At 70.2% G+C, this 19,006-nt stretch carries 17 protein-coding genes and 1 pseudogene; 3 read left to right on the forward strand and 15 right to left on the reverse strand.

Annotated features, from left to right (window positions below; translation table 11 throughout):
- Positions 1-82 precede the first annotated feature (82 nt).
- The 15 genes and pseudogenes from ACIQU4_RS19000 to ACIQU4_RS19070 all read right to left on the reverse strand — a co-directional run.
- A complete protein-coding gene (locus ACIQU4_RS19000; RefSeq protein ID WP_403731680.1) occupies positions 83-1,822 on the reverse strand; it encodes a WD40 repeat domain-containing protein in 1,740 nt (579 codons plus the stop codon).
- Positions 1,819-2,490, reverse strand: coding sequence for a GTP cyclohydrolase II (gene ribA / locus ACIQU4_RS19005; RefSeq protein ID WP_403731683.1), 672 nt, complete (start codon positions 2,488-2,490; stop codon positions 1,819-1,821). Before ribA ends, ACIQU4_RS19000 begins: the two co-directional genes overlap by 4 nt.
- An 11-nt stretch (positions 2,491-2,501) precedes the next feature.
- A complete protein-coding gene (locus tag ACIQU4_RS19010; RefSeq protein ID WP_403731686.1) occupies positions 2,502-3,785 on the reverse strand; it encodes an MFS transporter in 1,284 nt (427 codons plus the stop codon).
- Complete coding sequence (locus tag ACIQU4_RS19015) at positions 3,782-5,680, reverse strand: PQQ-binding-like beta-propeller repeat protein (RefSeq protein ID WP_403731689.1); 1,899 nt, start codon at positions 5,678-5,680, stop codon at positions 3,782-3,784. The genes ACIQU4_RS19010 and ACIQU4_RS19015 overlap by 4 nt, the downstream gene beginning before the upstream one ends.
- Positions 5,681-6,258: 578 nt before the next feature.
- A complete protein-coding gene (locus ACIQU4_RS19020) occupies positions 6,259-6,834 on the reverse strand; it encodes an NADPH-dependent FMN reductase (RefSeq protein ID WP_403731692.1) in 576 nt (191 codons plus the stop codon).
- A gap of 243 nt (positions 6,835-7,077) precedes the next feature.
- A complete protein-coding gene (locus tag ACIQU4_RS19025; protein ID WP_403731695.1) occupies positions 7,078-9,159 on the reverse strand; it encodes a hypothetical protein in 2,082 nt (693 codons plus the stop codon).
- 37 nt (positions 9,160-9,196) lie between these two features.
- A complete protein-coding gene (locus tag ACIQU4_RS19030) occupies positions 9,197-9,550 on the reverse strand; it encodes a hypothetical protein (protein ID WP_403731698.1) in 354 nt (117 codons plus the stop codon).
- The gene (locus ACIQU4_RS19035) at positions 9,547-11,010 is read right to left on the reverse strand and encodes a PrsW family glutamic-type intramembrane protease (RefSeq protein ID WP_403731701.1); all 1,464 of its coding nucleotides are present in this window, start codon (positions 11,008-11,010) and stop codon (positions 9,547-9,549) included. Before ACIQU4_RS19035 ends, ACIQU4_RS19030 begins: the two co-directional genes overlap by 4 nt.
- Complete coding sequence (locus ACIQU4_RS19040) at positions 11,007-11,330, reverse strand: hypothetical protein (protein ID WP_403731704.1); 324 nt, start codon at positions 11,328-11,330, stop codon at positions 11,007-11,009. The genes ACIQU4_RS19035 and ACIQU4_RS19040 overlap by 4 nt, the downstream gene beginning before the upstream one ends.
- Before the next feature lie 169 nt (positions 11,331-11,499).
- Positions 11,500-12,171, reverse strand: a complete 672-nt coding sequence (locus tag ACIQU4_RS19045) for a response regulator (RefSeq protein ID WP_403731707.1) — start codon at positions 12,169-12,171, stop codon at positions 11,500-11,502.
- Complete coding sequence (locus ACIQU4_RS19050; protein ID WP_403731710.1) at positions 12,168-13,349, reverse strand: sensor histidine kinase; 1,182 nt, start codon at positions 13,347-13,349, stop codon at positions 12,168-12,170. Before ACIQU4_RS19050 ends, ACIQU4_RS19045 begins: the two co-directional genes overlap by 4 nt.
- A gap of 20 nt (positions 13,350-13,369) precedes the next feature.
- Positions 13,370-13,912 (reverse strand): hypothetical protein, encoded by a 543-nt coding sequence (locus tag ACIQU4_RS19055; protein WP_403731712.1) that lies wholly within the window; start codon positions 13,910-13,912, stop codon positions 13,370-13,372.
- A gap of 164 nt (positions 13,913-14,076) precedes the next feature.
- Complete coding sequence (locus tag ACIQU4_RS19060; protein ID WP_403731714.1) at positions 14,077-14,619, reverse strand: GNAT family N-acetyltransferase; 543 nt, start codon at positions 14,617-14,619, stop codon at positions 14,077-14,079.
- Between the two features lie 119 nt (positions 14,620-14,738).
- Complete coding sequence (locus tag ACIQU4_RS19065; RefSeq protein WP_403732113.1) at positions 14,739-15,812, reverse strand: chitinase; 1,074 nt, start codon at positions 15,810-15,812, stop codon at positions 14,739-14,741.
- Positions 15,813-15,854: 42 nt separating this feature from the next.
- A pseudogene (locus tag ACIQU4_RS19070) lies at positions 15,855-16,394 on the reverse strand (carbohydrate binding domain-containing protein); the annotation flags it as partial.
- 248 nt (positions 16,395-16,642) lie between these two features.
- Here ACIQU4_RS19070 and ACIQU4_RS19075 point away from each other — a divergent pair.
- The 3 genes from ACIQU4_RS19075 (at position 16,643) to ACIQU4_RS19085 (ending at position 18,957) form a co-directional block, all read left to right on the forward strand.
- On the forward strand, positions 16,643-17,413 hold the full coding sequence (locus ACIQU4_RS19075) for a TetR/AcrR family transcriptional regulator (RefSeq protein WP_403731717.1): 771 nt from the start codon (positions 16,643-16,645) through the stop codon (positions 17,411-17,413).
- A 145-nt stretch (positions 17,414-17,558) separates the two neighbouring features.
- Positions 17,559-17,873: a hypothetical protein gene (locus ACIQU4_RS19080; RefSeq protein WP_403731719.1), complete on the forward strand. Its 315-nt coding sequence runs from the start codon at positions 17,559-17,561 to the stop codon at positions 17,871-17,873.
- A 10-nt stretch (positions 17,874-17,883) separates the two neighbouring features.
- Positions 17,884-18,957, forward strand: a complete 1,074-nt coding sequence (locus ACIQU4_RS19085; protein ID WP_403731722.1) for a M14 family metallopeptidase — start codon at positions 17,884-17,886, stop codon at positions 18,955-18,957.
- Positions 18,958-19,006 lie beyond the last annotated feature (49 nt).

The raw sequence follows: 19,006 nt of genomic DNA on the forward strand, positions 1-19,006 counted from the left end.
AGGCGACCCCGCAGCCCGCCAACGATCCGGAATCAAAGAATCCGCCAATATGGAGTTTACTAGTCCATGAAACTGGAACATGCTAATGCCCCGGAATACCCGCTTTCCCCTCGCCCCGGACCCCCGCCTCCTCCCGGGCCGCCACCGGGACCGGGTACACCGAGCCGTCGTACGAGGCCGCGAGGAAGGTGTCCGCCTCCGGCGCGTAGTGGAGGCTGGAGATGCCGGCGGTGGTCGGCTTGCCGACGTACGGCCAGGTTCCGGTGCGCGTGTCGTAGACGGCGACCGTGCCCCCGTACGAGCCGGTGGCCACCAGGGCTCCGTCGGCGGAGGCCGCGACGCACTTGATGGAGTGGTCGTGCGGGGTGGGTACGGCCGTCGCACCGTCGCCGTCCCACAGACGCAGGACCAGGTCCCGGCTGACGCTGGCGAACCGGCCGCCGGGCAGCGGTGCGCAGCCGTTGGCGATCCGGGTGTGCGCCTCCTCCACGCGGGCGGTCTCCTGAAGGGTCTGCGCGCTGAACCAGCTGGCCGAGGCGTCCGCGCACACCGCGAAGATCGTGTCGCCGGAGACGGCCAGGCCCTTCACGGCGTTGGCCAGCAGCGGGAGCGTCGCCACGTGCTCGACCGCCCCGTCCGCCCGTACGGCGAAGACGAGACCCTCACCGGTGTAGGCGCCGACGACCAGGTGCGGTACGCCGTCGCGCTCGAAGGCGGCCGCGCAGTTCAGCGGGGAGCGGTGCTGGTGGAGCGTCTCGCCGGTGTCGGCGTCGAAGACCCGGCCCAGCTGGCCTCCGGTGAGCACCCGGCCGCCCACGGGGACCAGGAAGTTGCACAGGCTGTCCGGGCGTCCCCCCTCGACCCCGTCGACGCGGACGACGCCCGCGTCCCCGACTGTGTAGGTGCGCCCGTCCGGCAGGGTGGTGACGGCGTTCACGCACCGTGTGCCCTCCACCAGGTCCAGGTTCCAGGTCGCGGAGACGGTGTCGTACGTCGCGTACGTGGAACCGAAGGTGGCGAAGGCGAGCGTGTGGTCGTCGAGGAACGCACAGGACCGGGCCCAGATCTCCGCGGGGAACTGGGCCGTGTGCAGCGGGCGCAGCCCCTCGGCCGTGTCCCAGACGCGCAGGGAGCGGTCGTAGCTGAGGCTGACGAGGGCGCCGGTCGCGGAGTTGAGGACGAGGCGCTTGATGCCGGCGTCGTGGGCCGGGAAGTACTCGGTCTCGCCGTTCTCGATGCGAATGATGGCGCCGTCGTCGTTGCCGGCGAACACCACGCCGCCGCGCGTGATCGCGATGGTGTCCGTCTCGACGCCGTCGAGGTCGATGTCGGCGGTCATCTCACCCGTGGCGAGCGACCAGCGCTTGATCGTCCCGTCGTCGCTGGAGGAGATGAGCTCGCCGGTGGCGGGCAGCCACTCGACGGAGATCACATCGGCGGTGTGGCCCTCGAAGCGGCGGACCACGGCGCCGGAGAAGTCGTACACGCGGACCGTGTGGTCGCGGGAGGCCGTGGCGACCAGCTGCTGCTCCGGGTGGAACACGGACATCTCCACGTCGTCCTTCTGGTCCCCCAGCACCGCGCGCAGCCGCAGGTCGGGGACCGACCACAGGCGTGCGGAGTAGTCGCTGGAGGAGGTGACGAGCAGCGAGCCGTCCGGACTGAACGCCACCTGGTTGACCAGATGGTCGTGCACGCCGCGGGCCAGGGGCGTGTGCCCGGCGGCGTCCCAGAGGATGACCTGGTTGTCGTAGCCGGCGGTGGCCACGTAGCGGTCACCGAAGGTGGCGACCCCGCTGATCGGGCCTTGGTGCTTGATCACGCGATCTTCTCCTTGAGGCTGATGGTGTGCAGCGTCTTGTCGGCCTTCGCCGTGAGGTACGAGATGTTGTGGGGGTTGGCGAACACCCCTGTCCGCACGGTGCTGCGCACGACGATGCCGTGCCGGGTCAACTGACCGGACTTGTCGGGGTTGTTCGTGAGCAGATCGACCTCGGTGATCCCCAGCGTCCGCAGCATCTGCGCCGCGGCGGTGTAGTCGCGGAGGTCGTCGCCGAGACCCAGGGCTCGGTTGGCCTCGTACGTGTCCAGCCCGTCGTCCTGGAGCCGGTACGCGTCGAGCTTGTTGTAGAGGCCGATGCCGCGCCCCTCCTGCCGCAGGTAGAGCAGCACGCCGCCTACGCCGTCGATCATCCGCAGGGCCTCGTGCAGCTGCGGACCACAGTCGCACCGGGCCGATCCGAAGACATCGCCGGTCAGGCACTCCGAGTGGAGGCGGACCAGGGGGACGCCGTCGGCCGGGCGGACACCGAGTTCGAGGGCCAGGTGCTCCTTGCCGTCGGCCAGTCCGTCGAAGGTCATCACCTGCGCGTCGAGCTGGGGGCCGGCCCCGAAGCCGATCGGGACGCGCACCTGGGAGCGCACCGCGGCACGGGACCGGAGGGGCCCGGGGTGGGCCGTCCTGCGGGATACTTCGGCAACTTCCTGCATGGTGTTTCCTCCTAGACGTTCGATTCGCGGGCGACCGGCGCGGACGGCCGGACCCAGCCCTTCCGGCCGCGCCTGAGGTACCAGAGGGCGGAGCACGCGCCCAGGCCCAGCACGAGGAACGTCCCCCGTGCTCCGACGGCCTCGGTCAGCGCCGGGGTGACGGCGGGCGAGAGCAGCGCGGCGCCGCCGGTGATGAGCCACATCAGCCCCGAGGCGCGCCCCAGCACCGGGCCGGGCAGGTACTTGACCCGCATCATCACGACGGTGCTGAGGACGGCGCCCTCGCCGAGCGCGCCGAGCGCGACGGCCGCGAGGAACACCGGCCACCACGGCACGGCCAGCAGCAGCAGCGACAGGCCGCAGGCCGTCATGCCCAGCGTCAGGGCGATCCACGGGCGGATCCGCTTGCGCTGGGCGACGAGCAGGTTGCCGGCGAGCATGCACGCGTTCATCACGGTGATGACGGCGCTCACGGCGCGGTCGGAGAGGTGCCAGGTGTGGCCCAGCGAGTAGACGACCAGGGCTTCGAAGCCCGCACCGCAGGTGATGGCGAGTACCACCTGCACGGTGAGCATGTCGAGGACGCGGCGGTCCGCGACTATCGCCTTCCAGCCCTCGGAGAGCTTCCAGTTGCGGCCCGCGCCCGGCCCGCCCGGCTGGACGCGGGGCGGGTGCACCCCCATCGCCCAGACCGCGACCGGTGCGAAGAAGGTGGCCAGGTTGAGCCACAGCAGGCCCTCGTAGCCCATGAAGGGCAGGCAGAGGGAGAAGACCACGGGGCCGATGAGCGTGGCGGCGAAGAAGAGGCTGTTCAGCGTCCCTCGCGCACGCACCGGGCTGTCGGGGAACATCCCCGGCACTCCGGTCATCCAGCCCGTCCGGTACGCGGCTCCGCCGATCGCGACCAGCAGGGCGCAGACGAAGAGCGAGGCCGGGGTGGGCGTGCCCGCATGCAGGACGAGGTTCATGACCAGGGCCGCGGCGGCTTGGAGCAGCAGACCCGGTACGACCAGTGCACGCGGCCCCCAGCGGTCGGCCACCCAGCCCAACGACGGTGCGAGGAGCATGCCGACGGGGACCGCGGCGGCCAGCAGCGTCATGATGGCGAGCGAGCCGGTCAGCCGGTAGGCGAGCAACGGCAGGGCCGTGGCGTACATCGCCTCGCCGATGTTGTTGATCGCGTTTCCCGCGGCGAACACCGTGAACCGCGGGTTCTGGAAGGGCGAGGGCTCGACCACCGCGTCCGAGCCGGAGGCGGGGCCGGCCTTGGGCGTGGTGGCCGCGGGAGAGCTCATCGTGCGCCGGCGTTCGGATAGTCGCCGGTGGAGGTGGGGAGCCACAGGTCGCGCACGGCGGTCAGGACGCTGTCCTTGCGGTCGCGGTCCAGCCGGTAGAGGCGGAGGAATCCACCGCGGCCGCCGATGACGACGTACGTGGTGCCGTCCTGGCCGCGCAGCAGGGCGATGCCCTTGGGGAAGTCGGGCAGATCCTCGTGGAGCCCGAGGAGTTCACCGGATTCGTGGTCGTACGCCGCGACCTGAAGACCGTACGTGATCGCGACGAGGATGCCGTCGGCCACGACGCAGTTCTCGCCGGTGTTGTCGAGCAACTCGGTGAAACGCTGCCCGAGTTGGGGCTGCCCGACCTCGAACTCCTTGATGCCGCCGCCACCGGTGGCGCGTACCCGGTTGCCGTCGACGAGGAGGCGCTTGGGGTAGCCGCCGAGTTCGGTGGTCCAGGTGGCCTCGCCCTCGGCGGAGTAGGCGGCCATCACCCCGTTGCGGGTGGCGATGAGCCGGCTGCCGTCCTCCAGGTAGGCGCCCGCCCAGGCGCTGGCGGGCAGGTCGTCGATCCGGGACAGCTCCTCACCGGTCGCGGCGTCGAGCTCGATCGCGCCGGCGTTGCAGGCGACGAGCAGCCGGCCGGCGTCGGGGGACCGGCTGAGCGTGTGCGAGATGGCGGGCATCTGCCGCTCCCACACCACCTGGCCCGCACGGGAGACGCGGCGTACGGTCCCCGGCCAGAAGACTCCGGCCCAGCCGTCGTCGAGGGTGACGAGGCGGCGGGTGAAGCCGAGGCCCGAGAACTCCTGTCCGGCCAGGACGAGCGCCGGGTGGCCCGGGACCTGCTCGACCAGGCGCAGCAGGGCGGTGCCGTCGTCGGTCGCGGCCAGCAGGGCGCGGTCGTCGCCCGGGACGGGCTGGAGGTCCCACACGCACTGGCGCTCGTAGCCGAGCCGGGCGCGTACGGTGCCGTCCGCCGTCAGCGCGGTCACCTCACCGTCCTGGGTGAGGGTGTAGACGTCGCCGTACTCGTCGACGGTGATGTCGATGATCTGGTGGCTGAAGCCGCCGACCCGCTTGGCCACGCGCAGCTCGGGGTCGGTGTTGTCGAAGATCAGCAGCTCGCCGTCGAAGCCGCCGGTGTAGACGGAGGAGAAGTCGGGCGAGAAGACGAGGCCTTCGACGTCGTTGCGCGCGTAGTCGAAGCGCTCGCCGACGGTGCCGTCGAGACCGAGCGTGATCACGCCGTTCTTGATGTTGCGGGTCTCCCCCAGGCCCGCGTCGCCGAGGGCCCACAGGCGGTTGTGCCGGGCGTCGTAGACGACCCGGTGGACGTTGGAGGTGTCGACCTGGACGACCGTCGGGAAGGAGAGTTCCGGCAGCGAGCCGAGGTGGATGCGGCCGGACCGGTCGGAGACGGCGTGCACCCCGGGGGCGTCGGTGCAGAACCATTCGAGCATGTCGTAGCCGTGCGGCCATTCGGTGATCCGCTCGATGGTGAAGGTCTCCAGGTCGATGACAACCACCTGGAAGTACCCGTTGTTCGTGTAGAGCTTGCCGTCCCAGACGCCGATGCCGCGGAGCATGGTGGGGGCGGGCCGCTCGCCTTCGAGGAGCAGCGAGGTGTCGGCGGTCGCGGCGGCGTCGAGGCGGTCGGAGAGCCGCAGGGTGTCGGCGTGCCAGCGGGAGATCGTGCCCGTCTTGTCGCGCGTGATGATCCAGTCGTCGACGAAGGTGACGGCGTAGACCGGGTCGCCGGCGGGGTCCTGCGACGGGGCGGAGGAATTGGACGAACTCAGCACGTTGAGATCGCGGTCGAGCCAGTGCAGACCACCACGGGCATCCGCACCCAGGAGGCCCCGGCCGGGACTGTTCACGATACGGGTAAGGCGCTCCAGGTTCGCCATGGGAATACCCCCTGTTGGTAGATTGGTTCAATGGGACAGCCCCCGGGGAAAGCCGATCGCTTTCCCCGGGAGACAAGTGCCCGAGGGGTTTACCCCTCAGCCGAGATGCGGCTTCCGCATCAGATGTCGTGACGGACGACACGACGAACGATCTTCTCCATGGGAATCACCTCCCTCTACGGGTGAGATACCGGGAGCGATCCGGCCCAGGGGACTCAGATCTCGTTACGGATGACCCGACGCACGATGCCCTTGGCCATGAAAGTCACCTCCCTCACTGCGCGATACCGGGAATGATCCGGCGGCCCCGGAGGACACGGCTCGGATCTTGTTGCGAGTCACGCGGCGGGCGACCTTGTTCACGGAAGCGACCGCCTTCGCGAATACGCTGGAGGAATCGATCCATCCGGCCCGGAAGGGATCAGATCCTGTTGTTGACGACGCGACGGACGACATTCTTCTTCATGGAATTCACCTCCTTCTGCGGGTGGAAAATGGCCGTGCCCGGCTGGAGACCACCGCCTCAGCGGGCATGTCTGTGGGTGTGTCCGAGGGAGCCCGGCGATCTAGGCGGTGCCTTACGCCGCGACGGGGACTCGGTGGTGACCGCGGACCGCGGCGACGGTGGCGTCGACGAGACCTTCGAGCTCCGCCACCACCGAGGGTTCGGTGATGGTCCCGTCGCGGCCGACCAGGAATTCGGCATTGCCGATGGCCACCCGCGCATGGTCGATCAGTAAGGCGCCGCACCTTTCGAGGACCCTGCGAGTGTCGGGCTGCGCATCGACGCCGCCGTACATCCCGGGGGAAGCCGTGAGGAGCGCGACGGGCTTACCGGAGAGCGAACTCGCCTTCCACGGCCGGGAGAGCCAGTCGAGGGCGTTCTTCAACGCCCCTGTCATGGCACCGTTGTAGGACGGTGTGCTGATGATCGCGGCATCGGATGCGATGAGCAGCTCACGTGCGGCACTCACCGCTGCCGGCCCGGGACCCACGTCCAGATCCTCGTTGTAATAGGGAAGATCGGCGACCCTGATCTCCGACGTGTGGAATTCTCCGTCACGCCGGTCGAGAATGCTGCGGATGGTGGCGAGAGCAGCACTGTTCACCGACTGCCGGCGCAAACTCCCCGACACGAGAACGATCCTGGCCATACCCCGACTCCCTACCCATCAGCGACCCTCCGTCTCCTTGACGGTTGGCCTGCCTCGTAGGAATGAGATTGCCGCGTGGAGTTCAATGGCGAGAACTCGTATTTCAGGCTGAATCAAGTCGGAGCCGAACCGGTCCCGGAATCTGGCATTCCCACCGGTGTGGCTCGGATATCGGCTCGTGCTCGGGGCCCGCGCGCTGTCACGATGAGCCCGGGCGCGGCTTTCCGCGCAGCCAGGCCGGTTTCACCCGGCGGTACGGCCGCCGCGTCGGCTCCGGAAGCCGAACAGGACGCCCCCCAGGGCGAGCAGGAGAAGCGCCAGCCACGGGCCGTTCCCGCCCGTCAGCCTGGTGGCGTCGTCCTTGAGCCCGTCCCAGACGCCCTGCTTCGGCGCCTGGACCGAGCCACCCAGCCAGATCGCACCGTCAGGCGTGGTGACCGGCTTGCCGGCGGAGCCTTGCGCTGCCTGGGTGACCTGCGGGTACCGCTGTTGTACTTCGGCCGCGCCCACGGTGGTCAGTTGGACGTTCGTCAGGTCGGCCCCGCCGTAGACGTACCGGGTGACGCGCCGGACGCCGCCGTCGGTGGTCTCCCGCGTGATGTCGAACTCCTTGTCACGGTACGAGCGGACGTAGTCGTCGAAGACCTGCTTCGGGCGCCAGCCGCCGTCCAGCCGGGCCGGGCCCAGGTTCTTGGAGTCGATGATCTTGTCGAACGAGGTCCGGTGCCCCTGCTGGTGCCGCTCGCGGACCCACTGCGCAATGATGCGCGCCATGAACGCGCGGCGCAGGGGTGCGTACTCCGACGCGGTGTTGACCGCCTTCACCACCTCGGGCAGCACGAGGGTGCGCTCCAGCTCCTCGTTGCGGGCATCGGTGGCCGGGTCGGTCTTGCACGGCTGGGAGTACGGGTCGTCGATGTGGTCCGACTTCGTCTTCACGTCGAGCAGCGCCTTGAGGATGTAGAGCGACCCGCCGTCCTCGCGCACCTCCACCTGCCCGGGCACGATCCACATCCGGGCGGAGAAGCAGAGCGAGCCGTCCGCACCGGGCTGGATCTGCTGCCAGTACTTCGCCCCCGTCTCCGAGTCGGGGTGCAGGATCTTCGCCTCGGTGCGCTTCATCTGGAGGTCCGCCTCCAGCATGGCCTTCCCGGCGTTGGTCTCCCCCAGGGCGGGGTCGACGATGCGGTCCGGTTCGGTGGGGTTGAGGTTGACCCAGAACTTCTGCGGGTCGAGCACCAGCCAGGTCCGCAGGTCGTCGCCCAGGTTCTCGACCATCCGCGCCCCGAGCCCGGCGTCCTGCTGGTAGCCCTCGGGCAGCGGCTGCGAGGAGTACGCGTACTGCACCCCGCCCGAGCCGTCGGAGAAATAGCGCATCTCCAGCGTCGAGAAGTCCACCCCGCCGTAGGTCGTACCGGACGGTGCGAGCGCCCGGTCGAGCGCCCCCGGCCGCGCGCTCCCGTCCTCCCCGCCGCACGGACCCGCGGCCAGGTGCAGGGACATCGCCATGACGGGCCGTCCGTTGCCGCTCCCCATCGAGGTGCACGGGGTGGCCTGGCTGCCCGGCACCGGCAGGGCTGCCTTGGCCTGCTTCTCCTTCTCCTTCCGCTCCCGATCGAGCTGGGAGAGGCCCTGGCTCGTGATGCCGGCCACGCGGTTCGCCGACCCCTTCCTGTCCTGATCGGTCTCGTACGGCGTCGCGGACACGAAGCTGCTCTTGTCCTTCGTCTTGTCCTTCTCGTCGATGGCGCCGGTGAGCTTCAGGCAGTTTCCGCAGCGGCCCCGGTCCGAGTATCCGGCGACCGCCCTGTTCTTCAGCCTGGTGATCGCCGAGTCGCGCAGGCCGAGATCCGTGAGGATGGTGTTCATGAACTTGTCGTAGATGACCGCCTCGGAGTGGTCCCTGCCCGGGTCGTTGACGGCGGCGAACTCCAACAGCGGGCCGTCCCCCGAGATTCCGATCCGGTCGAACAGTGCCTCGTTCCCCTCGCGTTTCAGCAGCCTGCCGTAGCCGGTCCAGGGGGGCGTTTTGATGGTGTCGCCGGCTGTCCCGAACGTCCTGGTGATCGATTCGACATGTGTCATCTGGAAGTCGGTCAGGTCGAACCAGACGACGGCGAGATTGCGGTTTCCGTCCCGCATGTTGAGCCTCTCGTGGGCCTCGATCCCGGCCCGGCCGATCGGGTCCGCCAGGAGATCGCGCGCGATGTCCGCGAACTCGCCCCCGACCTGGGACTGGCTGGGAGACGGGGTGCCCGCCGCCACCGCCGAGGGCACCGGCAGGCCGACCGCCAGCACGGCGACGGGCAGCAGGACGGCCCGCACCGCCCGACTCCACCTGCTCGCCCCCGGGCGCCGGATGCTACGGCTCGGCATGGCCGCGTCCGCTCTCCGGCGGGAGCACACCCGTGGCGTCCAGGTATCCGGTCAGTGCCGGGCCCGAGCCCATGGCCTCCTCACCCCGCCGGTAGGCGCGGCGGCCCGCCACGCCGAGGGCGCCGAGGACCAGCACGGCGACCCCGCCGGCTCCGGCGAGGGAGGTGCCGGTCGAGCAGGTCCGGTGGTGGCTCCGATCACCGATGCCCATGGACGGCTTGTAGCCGATGCCGACCACGCAGGCGGAGGCGGGCGGGGCCGACAGCAGGGTGCTGCAGGCGATCAGGGCGGCGGCCCCGGCGAGCCGCGCGGCGACCGTGCCGACCCGGCGGCCCGTCATGAGCCGGCCCCCGTTCGTACGCCTTTCAGCCGCAGTATTCGTGCGCGCAACTCGGCTCCCTGTGGTTCGAGGTCCGGATTCTCCTGCACCCGCCAGCTCATGAGCTCCAACTGCACGGTCTGCACGCGGTGCAGCCGCAGGGCCGCCTGCCGCCCGTACCGGCGGCCGGTACTCGCCAGCGCCCAGAACCGCAATGTGGGCGAGACCAGGACGGGCTCCTCCGCCCGCGTGACGGCCGAGCTGCCCGTCGCGGCCTCCGCCGCCGCAGCGGCCCGCAGGGCCGTGCCGCGCTCGCGCAGTCCGAGTACCAGGAGCACCACGGTCAGCGCCATGAAGGGCAGTTGCGGGAGCAGCCAGAGCAGTGGCGAGACCACCAGGGTGTCCAGCGCGCTGCCGGTGTCGACCTGGCCCCGGAGCTGCGAGGACAGCCACCCGGAGAGCGTCTCGGCCGCCGTCGCCCCGCCGGCTGCCGCCACCAGGGCCGCCGTCGCGACCAGCCCGCGGCGCTGCGCCCGGGCCGCGAGCGCGAGCCCGGCTCCCAGCAGCGCGCCGAAGACCACCTGCCCGCCGAGCAGGCCGACCGACTGTCGGATCCAGTACTCGAAGCCGCCGGTCGTCCCGAAGAAGGAGCCGAACGAGCCGTAGATCTTGATGAACAGGATGCTCTCCACGAAGCTGTAGCCCAGCCCGACGGCGGCGCCGAGGGTCAGGCCGGTCACGGCGTCGGTGACGCGGTACCGGAACAGCAGCAGGAGCAGCAGCACACCGGCCGCGACGACGAGGGCGTTGACGACGCCGAGGTGCACGATGACCAGGTCGATGGTGCGGAACTGGTTCCTGGTGAACTGGCCGAGGTCGCTGCCGGAGGGGCTCAGGTGGCCGTTGATGGTGGCGAACGCGAGACCGGTGTAGGCGCGGCCGAGGCCGAAGACGATCAGCGCACCCCAGCCGAACGCGGCCAGCAGCGCGGCGAGCGGCACCCGGGCGAACCGCACCCCGGCGCGCAGCAGGAGCAGCACGAACGCGGTGCTGGGCAGGCAGGCCAGCGTCAGTGGGAAGTACTCGACCACCACCACCAGCGGGATCAGCCCGAACGGCAGCAGCAGGAGCCCCAGAGTCACCCATGTCAGCACCGCCGCCCTCCGGTCGGGCTGCCGTGTGACGGCGACGAACACCTGGATCAGGACGCCCGCCACGATGCCCGCCAGCACGCTCCAGAAGACGGCGCGCGGCATGGACAGCACCCGGTCGAGCGAGCCCGAGAAGCCCGGCATGCCGGCGAGGTCGGACGGCAGCTTGTAGAAGATCGACAGGGCCGGTTCGTCGGGCAGCAGCCGAGGGCGGGTCAGGTTCCCCAGCAGCTCGACCAGGTACAGCGCGATGGCACCGCGGGCGATCAGCAGGGCCCTCGCGGTGGCCGCCCGGTCGTCCCGGAGGGCCTGGAACACGCGTCCGTTCACGAGCCACCCCCCGGCATGGCGGGCAGGCTGGGCAAGGACGTGGGGAGCCCGGGGAAGTCGGTCGGCAAGTTCGTCGGGAAACCGGACGGGAAACCGGACGGGCGGCCCGTGGGGAAACCCGTCGGGAAGGACGTCGGCAGCGAGGGCAGCTTCGGCAACTGCGGGACGCTCACGTCGTTGGCCCCCGAGAGGTCGATCACCAGCGAGGCGGCCAGGAGCACCGCCCCGAGGAGCCCGCCGCCCAGCAGCACCCGGATCTGACGACCGGACGGGCCGCCGGGGTCGGCCTCGGGGACGGGTTCGGGCAGCGGTTCGGTCACGCCAGACTCCACTCACCTGGGCAGTACACGTCACGTCCCGGCGCACCGCCGCGAACATGTCGACAGGACGCTACGAAGGACCGATGAAATCGCCGTGAAACGGTGATGCCCACCGCTCCGGGGCTACTTCGTGAAATCCGAGGGAGTCCCGCAGCCTCCGTTGTGCCGCTCAGGCCAGGCCGGCTCCGATGGCGAGGCGCACGGCGTCGGCCCGGTTCCGGATGTCCGCCTTGGCGAACAGGTTGTTGATGTGGGTCTTGACGGTGGCCTCGCTGATGAACAGCCGTTCGGCGATGGCCCTGTTCGGGAGGCCCTGGCCGATGAGGGTGAGGACCTCCCGTTCGCGGAGCGTGAGGTCTTGCGGAAGGGGCTTCGGCTCGGGCCGGTGCGTGTGCACGGCGGCGAGTAGCCTGGCCTGCACTTCGCGGTCGAGCACCGACTGCCCCGCGGCGGCTGCCCGGATCGCCCGGGCGATGTCCTGGCGGCCTGCGTTCTTCGTCAGGTAGCCCCGGGCTCCCGCGCCCAGTGCGCCCAGGATCGAGTCGTCGTCGGCGAAGGTGGTCAGAACGACCACCGCCACACCGGGGTGTTCCGCGCTCAGGCGGCGGGTCGCCTCGGTTCCGTCCATGCCGGGCATCCGCAGGTCCATGAGTACGACGTCCACCGGGCCTGCGGCGACGGCCGCCAGTACCTCGTACCCGTCCGTCGCGGTGGCGACGACGTCGATGTCCTGGAGCAGCGAGAGGACGGTGGCGAGCGGTTCCCGTACGGCGGCCTGGTCGTCGGCGACGACCACGTTGATGGGCCGGGGGGCGTCCGTGGCGTCCATGGGTTCGCTCATCGCGGGATCACCGCTTCCACTTGCCAGCCGCCCGAGTCCGGCCCCGCGGTGACGGGTCCGGTGGTGATGCTGCCGCCGAGCAGGGCGATGCGTTCGCGCATGCCGATCAGTCCCAACCCGCTTCCGGCGGCCGCGGTCACCGGCAAGGTGGCGGGTCGGTTGCGGACGTTCAGTACGGTCGCTTCTTCGGCGAAGGTCAGCTTCATGGCGACTTCGCCGCCGGGAGCGTGCCGGGTGGCATTGGTCAGCGCCTCCTGGGCGATCCTCAGCAGGCACTGCGTCGACTGCGCCGACAACTCACGGACGTCTCCTACGACGCTGAGGGCGTCGTGGTGTCCCGACGACCGGAGCATCGCGGCCAGACTCTCGCGCAGCGGCAGATGGTCTTCGCGCAGCGCGTGCACGGTCCACTGCGCCTGCTGGAGGCTCTCCCTGACCAGGCTGTGCGCTCTGCCGTTGGCCTCCCGGATCCTGGTCAGGTCTCCGGTGTCGATCAGCGCGTCGACCAGTTCCAGTTGCATGTTGATCCCGGCGAGCGAGTGTGCGAGTACGTCGTGGACGTCCCGGGCGATCCGGGTGCGCTCCGCCAGTACCGCCGTCCGGGCTTCGGCCCGCGCCGCCTTCTCGGCGGATTCGGCCGCCGCGATCGCCGCCCGCGTGGCCTGCGCCCGGCTTCGCCCTGCCATGCCGCCCAGCACGGCGGCGCCGGTCGCGAAGCCCACGAGGGATGTCGCGTACTGGCCCGGCTCGGCCTGGAGGTACAGCACACCACCGCACAGGAGGCTGGACGAAACGGCGATGACCAGGGCCGGTCTGGTGTCCAGGCGGGACCCTGCGAAGGCGACGAGGAAGAACGCGAAGAGGTACGACGTCCCCGAGCGGCTGGTCCCGAGCAGCGCGGCCGCCGCCAGTACGCCGAATGTCAGCCAGAGGGCGACGGACCGATCGGGAACGGCGGACTCGGGCACGAGCCGCACCGCGAGCACCGCGCAGTTGATCACGAAGAGAACGAGGACGACCAGGCCCCGGCCGCTGAGGCCCATCGGCCGGATCGTCACGATCCCCACGATGATGATCGCGGCGGCCAGCACCCACTGGGAGCGGGCGCTCCGTCCCCCTCGATCGAGCGGACGCCCCCCGGCCACGCCGACGGGCCGGTCCGCCTCTCGTGCTGGCATGCCGCGACCATAGCCCACGGTCAGGCCCTACGACGGGCAGCGACGACGGTCTGCGCGGCCGCCGCGGACTGCTGCGCAGGCGTCAGCCGCCGGCTCCGGACGAAGATCGTGGCCAGCCGCGTGACCACCTCGGTCAGGGCCATCAGCACCAGCGCGGCCACCCACGCCTGCGCGCCGGTGATCCGGTGATCCACGCTGAACCGCGCGATGTCGGCGGCGCCGCCGTGGTCGACCCACAGCTGGAAGCCCAGCCGGGCGCCCATGCCGATCACCCACAGGGCCGCCGAGACGAAACCGGCCTTGATCAGGACGTGCCCGTCGGCGCGCCGCATCCAGGTGAAGATGCCGCCGCCGATGCCGAGCACCGCGCCGACACCCATGAGGGCGCCGATCAGGACCGGGTCGTTGCCGCCCGTGGGGACGGTGTCGAGGTAGCTGAATCCCACGAAGGTCACGATCCCGAGCGGGAGCAGGTAGGACTTCGGGGTCAGCGGGCCTTCGCGCAGCTGCCGGAAGACGATCAGGATGAGGGCGATGTCGGTGATCCATGTGGTGGTGGTCATGCCCTCAAGCCTGCTGTGAGCAGGCACGCAGCGCCTGGACCCAAGGGTGGAGACAGGGGTGGAGATCCGCGCCGTCGAGAGGGCCGCGATCCAGCCACTGCCGCACCCGGCCCCCGGCCGTCGTGGCCCGGGGGATCCGGAGCCAGGAGAACCGTGGATGGATATCAGGGGCGGTTCAGGGCCCACGTCTGCAAGGTGTAGGGCCGCCCCTTCTCCTCGCCTTCGATCAGCGGGACGTCGAGCAGGCCGAAGCCGGCCTTCACGGCGACCGCGACGCTGGCGGCGTTCTCGGCCTCCAGCTCAAGGATCACCTGGTCCACGCCCAGCTTCTCGAAGGCATACGCGGCCATCACCCGCACCGCCCGTGCAGCCAGTCCCCGGCCGCGGTGAGCCGGTCCGACCGCGTAGCCGAGCTCCGTACCCTCGGGAGCGCGCCGCAGCATCACCTCGCCGAGCGGTGCGTGGCCGTCGACGGTGATGGCGAGCAGGACGACCGTGCCCTCGGCCCGCATCTTCCGGTCCCGTTCCAGCCGTGCGCGGGCGGCCGCTTCGTCGAAGGGCGAGACGATGGGCGTCCAGTACGCGACGTCGGGGTCGTCGAACAGCGCGGGCATGGCCGCCAGGTCTGCTTCCGTCCAGTCGCGCAGGACGAGACCCTCCCCGGTGACTTCGATGCGATCGGGAAAGGACGACGTGGTGCTGCTCATGGCGGGGTGGCCTCCGTGGTCTGTTGACGACTGACCAGGGTATCTGCGGAGTCATCGGCTCCGCAGATACCCCAGGCCCCTGAGCCCCGGTAGGGCACTGTGGCCGAGTCAGCGCGACATCAACGGCCCTGCAGGTTCTTGACGTTGTCGCCGAAGGTCCAGCCCTTCGAGCCGTCCCAGTTGACCGACCAGGTCATGAGCCCCTTCAACGACCCGCCGAAGGCGTTCCAGGACTGGCTGACCAGGTTCGGCGCCATGTAGCCGCCGCCCGCGCCGGGCTGGGCGGGCAGGCCGGGCACCTGCTTGTCGTAGGGCACCTTGATGGTGGTGCCCTGGATGGTCAGACCGTTGTTCAGGCACGTCGTCTGCGCGGTGAAGCCCTGGACCGTGCCGGCCTGGTAGGAGTCGCCGGAGCAGCCGTACATGCTGCCGTTGTAGTACTGCATGTTCAGCCACCACAGGCGGCCGTTGTCGGCGTACTTCTTGATGACCGGCAGGTAGGCGCCCCAGATCGACCCGTAGGTGACGCTTCCACCGGTGACGTACGCGGTTTCGGGGGCCATGGTGAGGCCGAAGCCGGCCGGCATCTGCGCGAGGACACCGTCAATGATGCGGATCAGGTTGGACTGGGAGGGGGACAACGTGTTGATGTCGCCGCTTCCGGACAGGCCGGTCTCGATGTCGATGTCCATGCCGTCGAAGTTGTACTTCTTCAGGATCGGGACGACGGTCGCCACGAACCTGTCGGCGACGGTACTGGAGCTCAGATCGATGCCGGCGGCGGCGCCGCCGATCGACATCAAGAGCGTCGCCCCGGCCGCCTTGGCCTGGCACATCTCGGCGGGGGTCGAGACCTTGACGCCGGTATCCATGCCGTCCTGCCACTGGACGGTGCCGTCCGAGAGGATCACCGGGAAGGCGGCATTGATGACGTTGTAGCCGTGCGCGGCGATCCGGCTGTCCGTGATGGGGACCCAGCCCATGCCGGGGTGGACTCCGTTGGAGGCGCCGTCCCAGTTCTCCCAGTAGCCCTGCAGGACCTTGCCTGACGGCCTGGGCTTCGTGGGGCAGGTGTCACCCGGCGGGGTGGAGGTCGGTGGAGCGGTGGTCGGCGGGGTGGTGGTCGGTGGGGCGGTGGTCGGCGGAGCCGTGGTCGGTGTGGGGTCCGTGCCGCCGGGGCCGCTGAGCGACACGTCGTCCGCGTAGTACGCGGGCTGCCCGTACCAGCCGTGCAGGTAGACGGTGACCGATGTGGTGTTCGGCCCGGTGGTGAAGGCGACGCTGAGCCGGCTGTACGACGGGCTGTCCGGCGTCCACGTGGACGGGGCGCCGGTGATGCCGGTGCCGGTGGCGCCCAGGTAGACGTAGCTGCCCTGTACGTAGGCGCTCAGGGTGTACTGGGAGTTGGGCTGCACGCTGACGGTCTGCGTGCACTGGGCGTTGTCCTGACCGGTCGGTGCCGCCTTGAGCGCGGAGCTGCCGGAGCGGACCGGACTGCCGACGGCCGCGGCGCCACCGCCGGGGCATGTCCAGTCGGTCAGCCCGTTCTCGAAGCCGGAGTTGGCCACCATGTCGGTGGTGGCGGCCAGGTTGCTGGTGGCGGCCCCGGCCGTGACGGAGCCGGCCACCGCGAGGCCGGTGGCGATGACGGCAGCGGCGCTGACCCCGGCGAGGGAGCGCCTCAGGACGGCCGGTCTGCGCTGGGCGCGGCCGGGCTGGGGACAAGGGCCGAGATCGCCCGACGGTCGTGAAGTACGCGGCCTTCGACGGAACATGCTGCGCTCCCTTCCCGCCGAGCGTCATGGGCATGACCGACGCGTGGGGGCGTGACGCCCGGCCTGGGTGAGGTGGGACATGTGGGGCTGTGCCGGACCGGATCGTAGGAGGACCGGCAAGGCTCGTCAATAGGTCTGGACCATTGACCCCGAAACCGCCGCCGATGCGCACCGAAGCGCACCGAAGCGCTCTCGGAATCCGCCATTAGTGCAATAATGGACGAAATTTACTAAGTATCCCTACGTCTGTGGGGACCGCATCCGTAGGCCGGGACATGGACGAGCCGGACACCCCCGAGCGGCGCGGGCGGCTGAGCCGCCCGCGGGTGCTCGCCGCGGCCGTCGCGCTCGTGGACCGGGAGGGACTCGCGGCGCTGACCATGCGGCGACTCGCCGCTGACCTGGGCGTCGAGCCCATGGCCATCTACCGGTACACGCCCAGCAAGGAAGCCCTGCTGGACGGCCTGGTCGAGGCCTTCTTCGCCGAGGTCAACGACCGGCTGCGGACCACGGCCGCCACCTGCGCGGACCCTTCGTCCGACCCCGCCGGCGTTCCCCCCTGGCGCGCCGAGCTGCGCCGGATCGCCCGCGCCTTCGCCGCTGTCGTCCACGCCCACCGCGAGATCCTGCCCGTCGTGGCCACCCGCCCGCTCGCCGTGCCGGTGGCCCGGCGACCGACGCCGGCCCTCCAGCTGACCGAGCACATCCTCGCCGTGCTCGGGCGGGCGGGCTTCGACGACGCCACCGCGCTCACGATCTACCGAGCCTTCGTGGCATGGAACCTCGGCTGCCTGCTCGTGGACAAGCGCCAGGTGGTCGACGATCCGGACGAGCCGGACCTCTTGTTGGGCCTGGGCCTGCACCGGCTGCCCGCTGCCGAGTACCCCCGCCTGCGCGCGCTGGTCCCGCGGTTCGCCGAGTACGACGACGAGCAGGAGCTGATCGCGGGTCTGGACAGCCTCCTGAGCGGGATGCCCGATCCACCTCTTGACTCGTTCTATGGCGGGAGCGCACGCTGAGGATACGAGGTACACATCGGGTGTAAGCGTACATAGCAGACTTGTATGCACCCCGCCCACTCGTCCACTCGTCGTGAGCGCGCCGTCCCCCGGCCGGGCCGGCCCGGTCGATCCGAGGCCCGACGGCGCCCGAGAGGGGCCCGTCATGTCCAGCGAGTACACCATCCTGCGTGTCCGCGTCACGGCCAAGGACGCCGACACCCTGCGCGCCCTGCTGCGCGACTCACGTCCCGACGTCGGCGGCCGGGTCCGCGAGAACCAGGACGGCAGCCTCACCTTCGACGCATACGTCTCCCCCGAGCAGGCCGAAGACCTGGCTCGCGAGGGCGTATCGGTCGAGACGGTCGAGGACGCCACCGCCACCGGACGCGCCCGCCAGGCCGAGGTGGGCGAAGGAGACCGGTTCGCCCCTGAGGACGCGGTTCCGCAGGGTCTCGCCCTCAAGGTGCGGGACATCTAGGAGGGACGCCATGCCGTACCTGAACATCACCGAAGTCGAGTCCGGCGTGACCAGCCTGGCCACGGCATTCCCGACGGCCGACCTCATCGAGCTTCCCGAGCCGACCTTCGAGGGCCGGACCTGCCACGCCCTGCGCATCGGCACCCACCGCCTGGAGCCGAAGCCCGCCGTCGTCCTGATCGGCGGCGCACACGCCCGCGAGTGGGGCAGCAGCGAGATCCTGGTCAACCTCGCTGCCGACCTGTTGCACGCGCACGCCGGCGGTACGGGCCTTGCGTACGGCGGTACGAGCTTCACCTCCGCCCAGGTGCGCACGCTCATGGAGGAGCTCGACGTCGTCGTCTTCCCGCTCGTCAACCCGGACGGCCGGCACTACAGCCAGACCGTCGATCCCATGTGGCGGCGCAACCGCAATCCGGCCCGGTCCGGCGGCAATCCGGCGGCGGTCGGCGTCGACGTCAACCGCAACTACGACCACCTCTTCGACTACCGGACCGCCTTCCACCCGCTCGCGCCCGTGCGGGTCTCGGACGACCCGGCCGACCCCGACCAGGTCTACCAGGGCCCTGAGCCCTTCTCGGAGGTGGAGACCCGCAACGTGCGCCGGCTGCTGGACCGGTTCATCCGCACCCGCTGGTTCGTCGACGTCCACAGCTACACCCAGAAGATGCTCTACGTGTGGGGCGACGACCAGAACCAGTCCGTCGACCCGGCCAAGAATTTCCGCAACCCCCTCTTCGACGGCAAGCGCGGCCTGAAGGACGGACTGCTCTACGCCGAGTTCGTCGACGAGGGCGACGCCGACGACTCCGCCGTGCTCGCCGAGCGGTTCTGCGAGGCCCTGAAGGGCGTACGCGGCACGGAGTACACCCCTGAGCCCGCCTTCGACCTGTACCCGACGTGCGGAACCAGCGACGACTACACCTACGCCCGCCACATCCTCTCGGGCCAGGAGGAGGAGAAGATCCTCGCCTTCACGATCGAGTGGGGAACGGCCTTCCACCCACCGTGGGCGGAGATGAAGAAGATCGTCCTCGATGTCGACGCCGGCCTCGTGCAGTTCTGCCTGACCGCTGCCGCGTAGGACGCCTGTTGAGGGGCATGCACGTGCATCGCTTCCGATGCGTTTGCAA

It is taken from the genome of Streptomyces sp. NPDC090741, assembly GCF_044769045.1.
Taxonomy (GTDB): domain Bacteria; phylum Actinomycetota; class Actinomycetes; order Streptomycetales; family Streptomycetaceae; genus Streptomyces.

Excerpts from the sequence above, each read along its gene's own strand:
- ribA (WP_403731683.1), bottom strand. The coding sequence starts at position 2,490 with ATGCAGGAAGTTGCCGAAGTATCCCGCAGGACGGCCCACCCCGGGCCC.
- ACIQU4_RS19010 (WP_403731686.1), bottom strand. The coding sequence starts at position 3,785 with ATGAGCTCTCCCGCGGCCACCACGCCCAAGGCCGGCCCCGCCTCCGGC.
- ACIQU4_RS19015 (WP_403731689.1), bottom strand. The coding sequence starts at position 5,680 with ATGGCGAACCTGGAGCGCCTTACCCGTATCGTGAACAGTCCCGGCCGG.
- ACIQU4_RS19020 (WP_403731692.1), bottom strand. The coding sequence starts at position 6,834 with ATGGCCAGGATCGTTCTCGTGTCGGGGAGTTTGCGCCGGCAGTCGGTG.
- ACIQU4_RS19030 (WP_403731698.1), bottom strand. The coding sequence starts at position 9,550 with ATGACGGGCCGCCGGGTCGGCACGGTCGCCGCGCGGCTCGCCGGGGCC.
- ACIQU4_RS19045 (WP_403731707.1), bottom strand. The coding sequence starts at position 12,171 with ATGAGCGAACCCATGGACGCCACGGACGCCCCCCGGCCCATCAACGTG.
- ACIQU4_RS19050 (WP_403731710.1), bottom strand. The coding sequence starts at position 13,349 with ATGCCAGCACGAGAGGCGGACCGGCCCGTCGGCGTGGCCGGGGGGCGT.
- ACIQU4_RS19055 (WP_403731712.1), bottom strand. The coding sequence starts at position 13,912 with ATGACCACCACCACATGGATCACCGACATCGCCCTCATCCTGATCGTC.
- ACIQU4_RS19060 (WP_403731714.1), bottom strand. The coding sequence starts at position 14,619 with ATGAGCAGCACCACGTCGTCCTTTCCCGATCGCATCGAAGTCACCGGG.
- ACIQU4_RS19080 (WP_403731719.1), top strand. The coding sequence starts at position 17,559 with ATGTCCAGCGAGTACACCATCCTGCGTGTCCGCGTCACGGCCAAGGAC.
- ACIQU4_RS19085 (WP_403731722.1), top strand. The coding sequence starts at position 17,884 with ATGCCGTACCTGAACATCACCGAAGTCGAGTCCGGCGTGACCAGCCTG.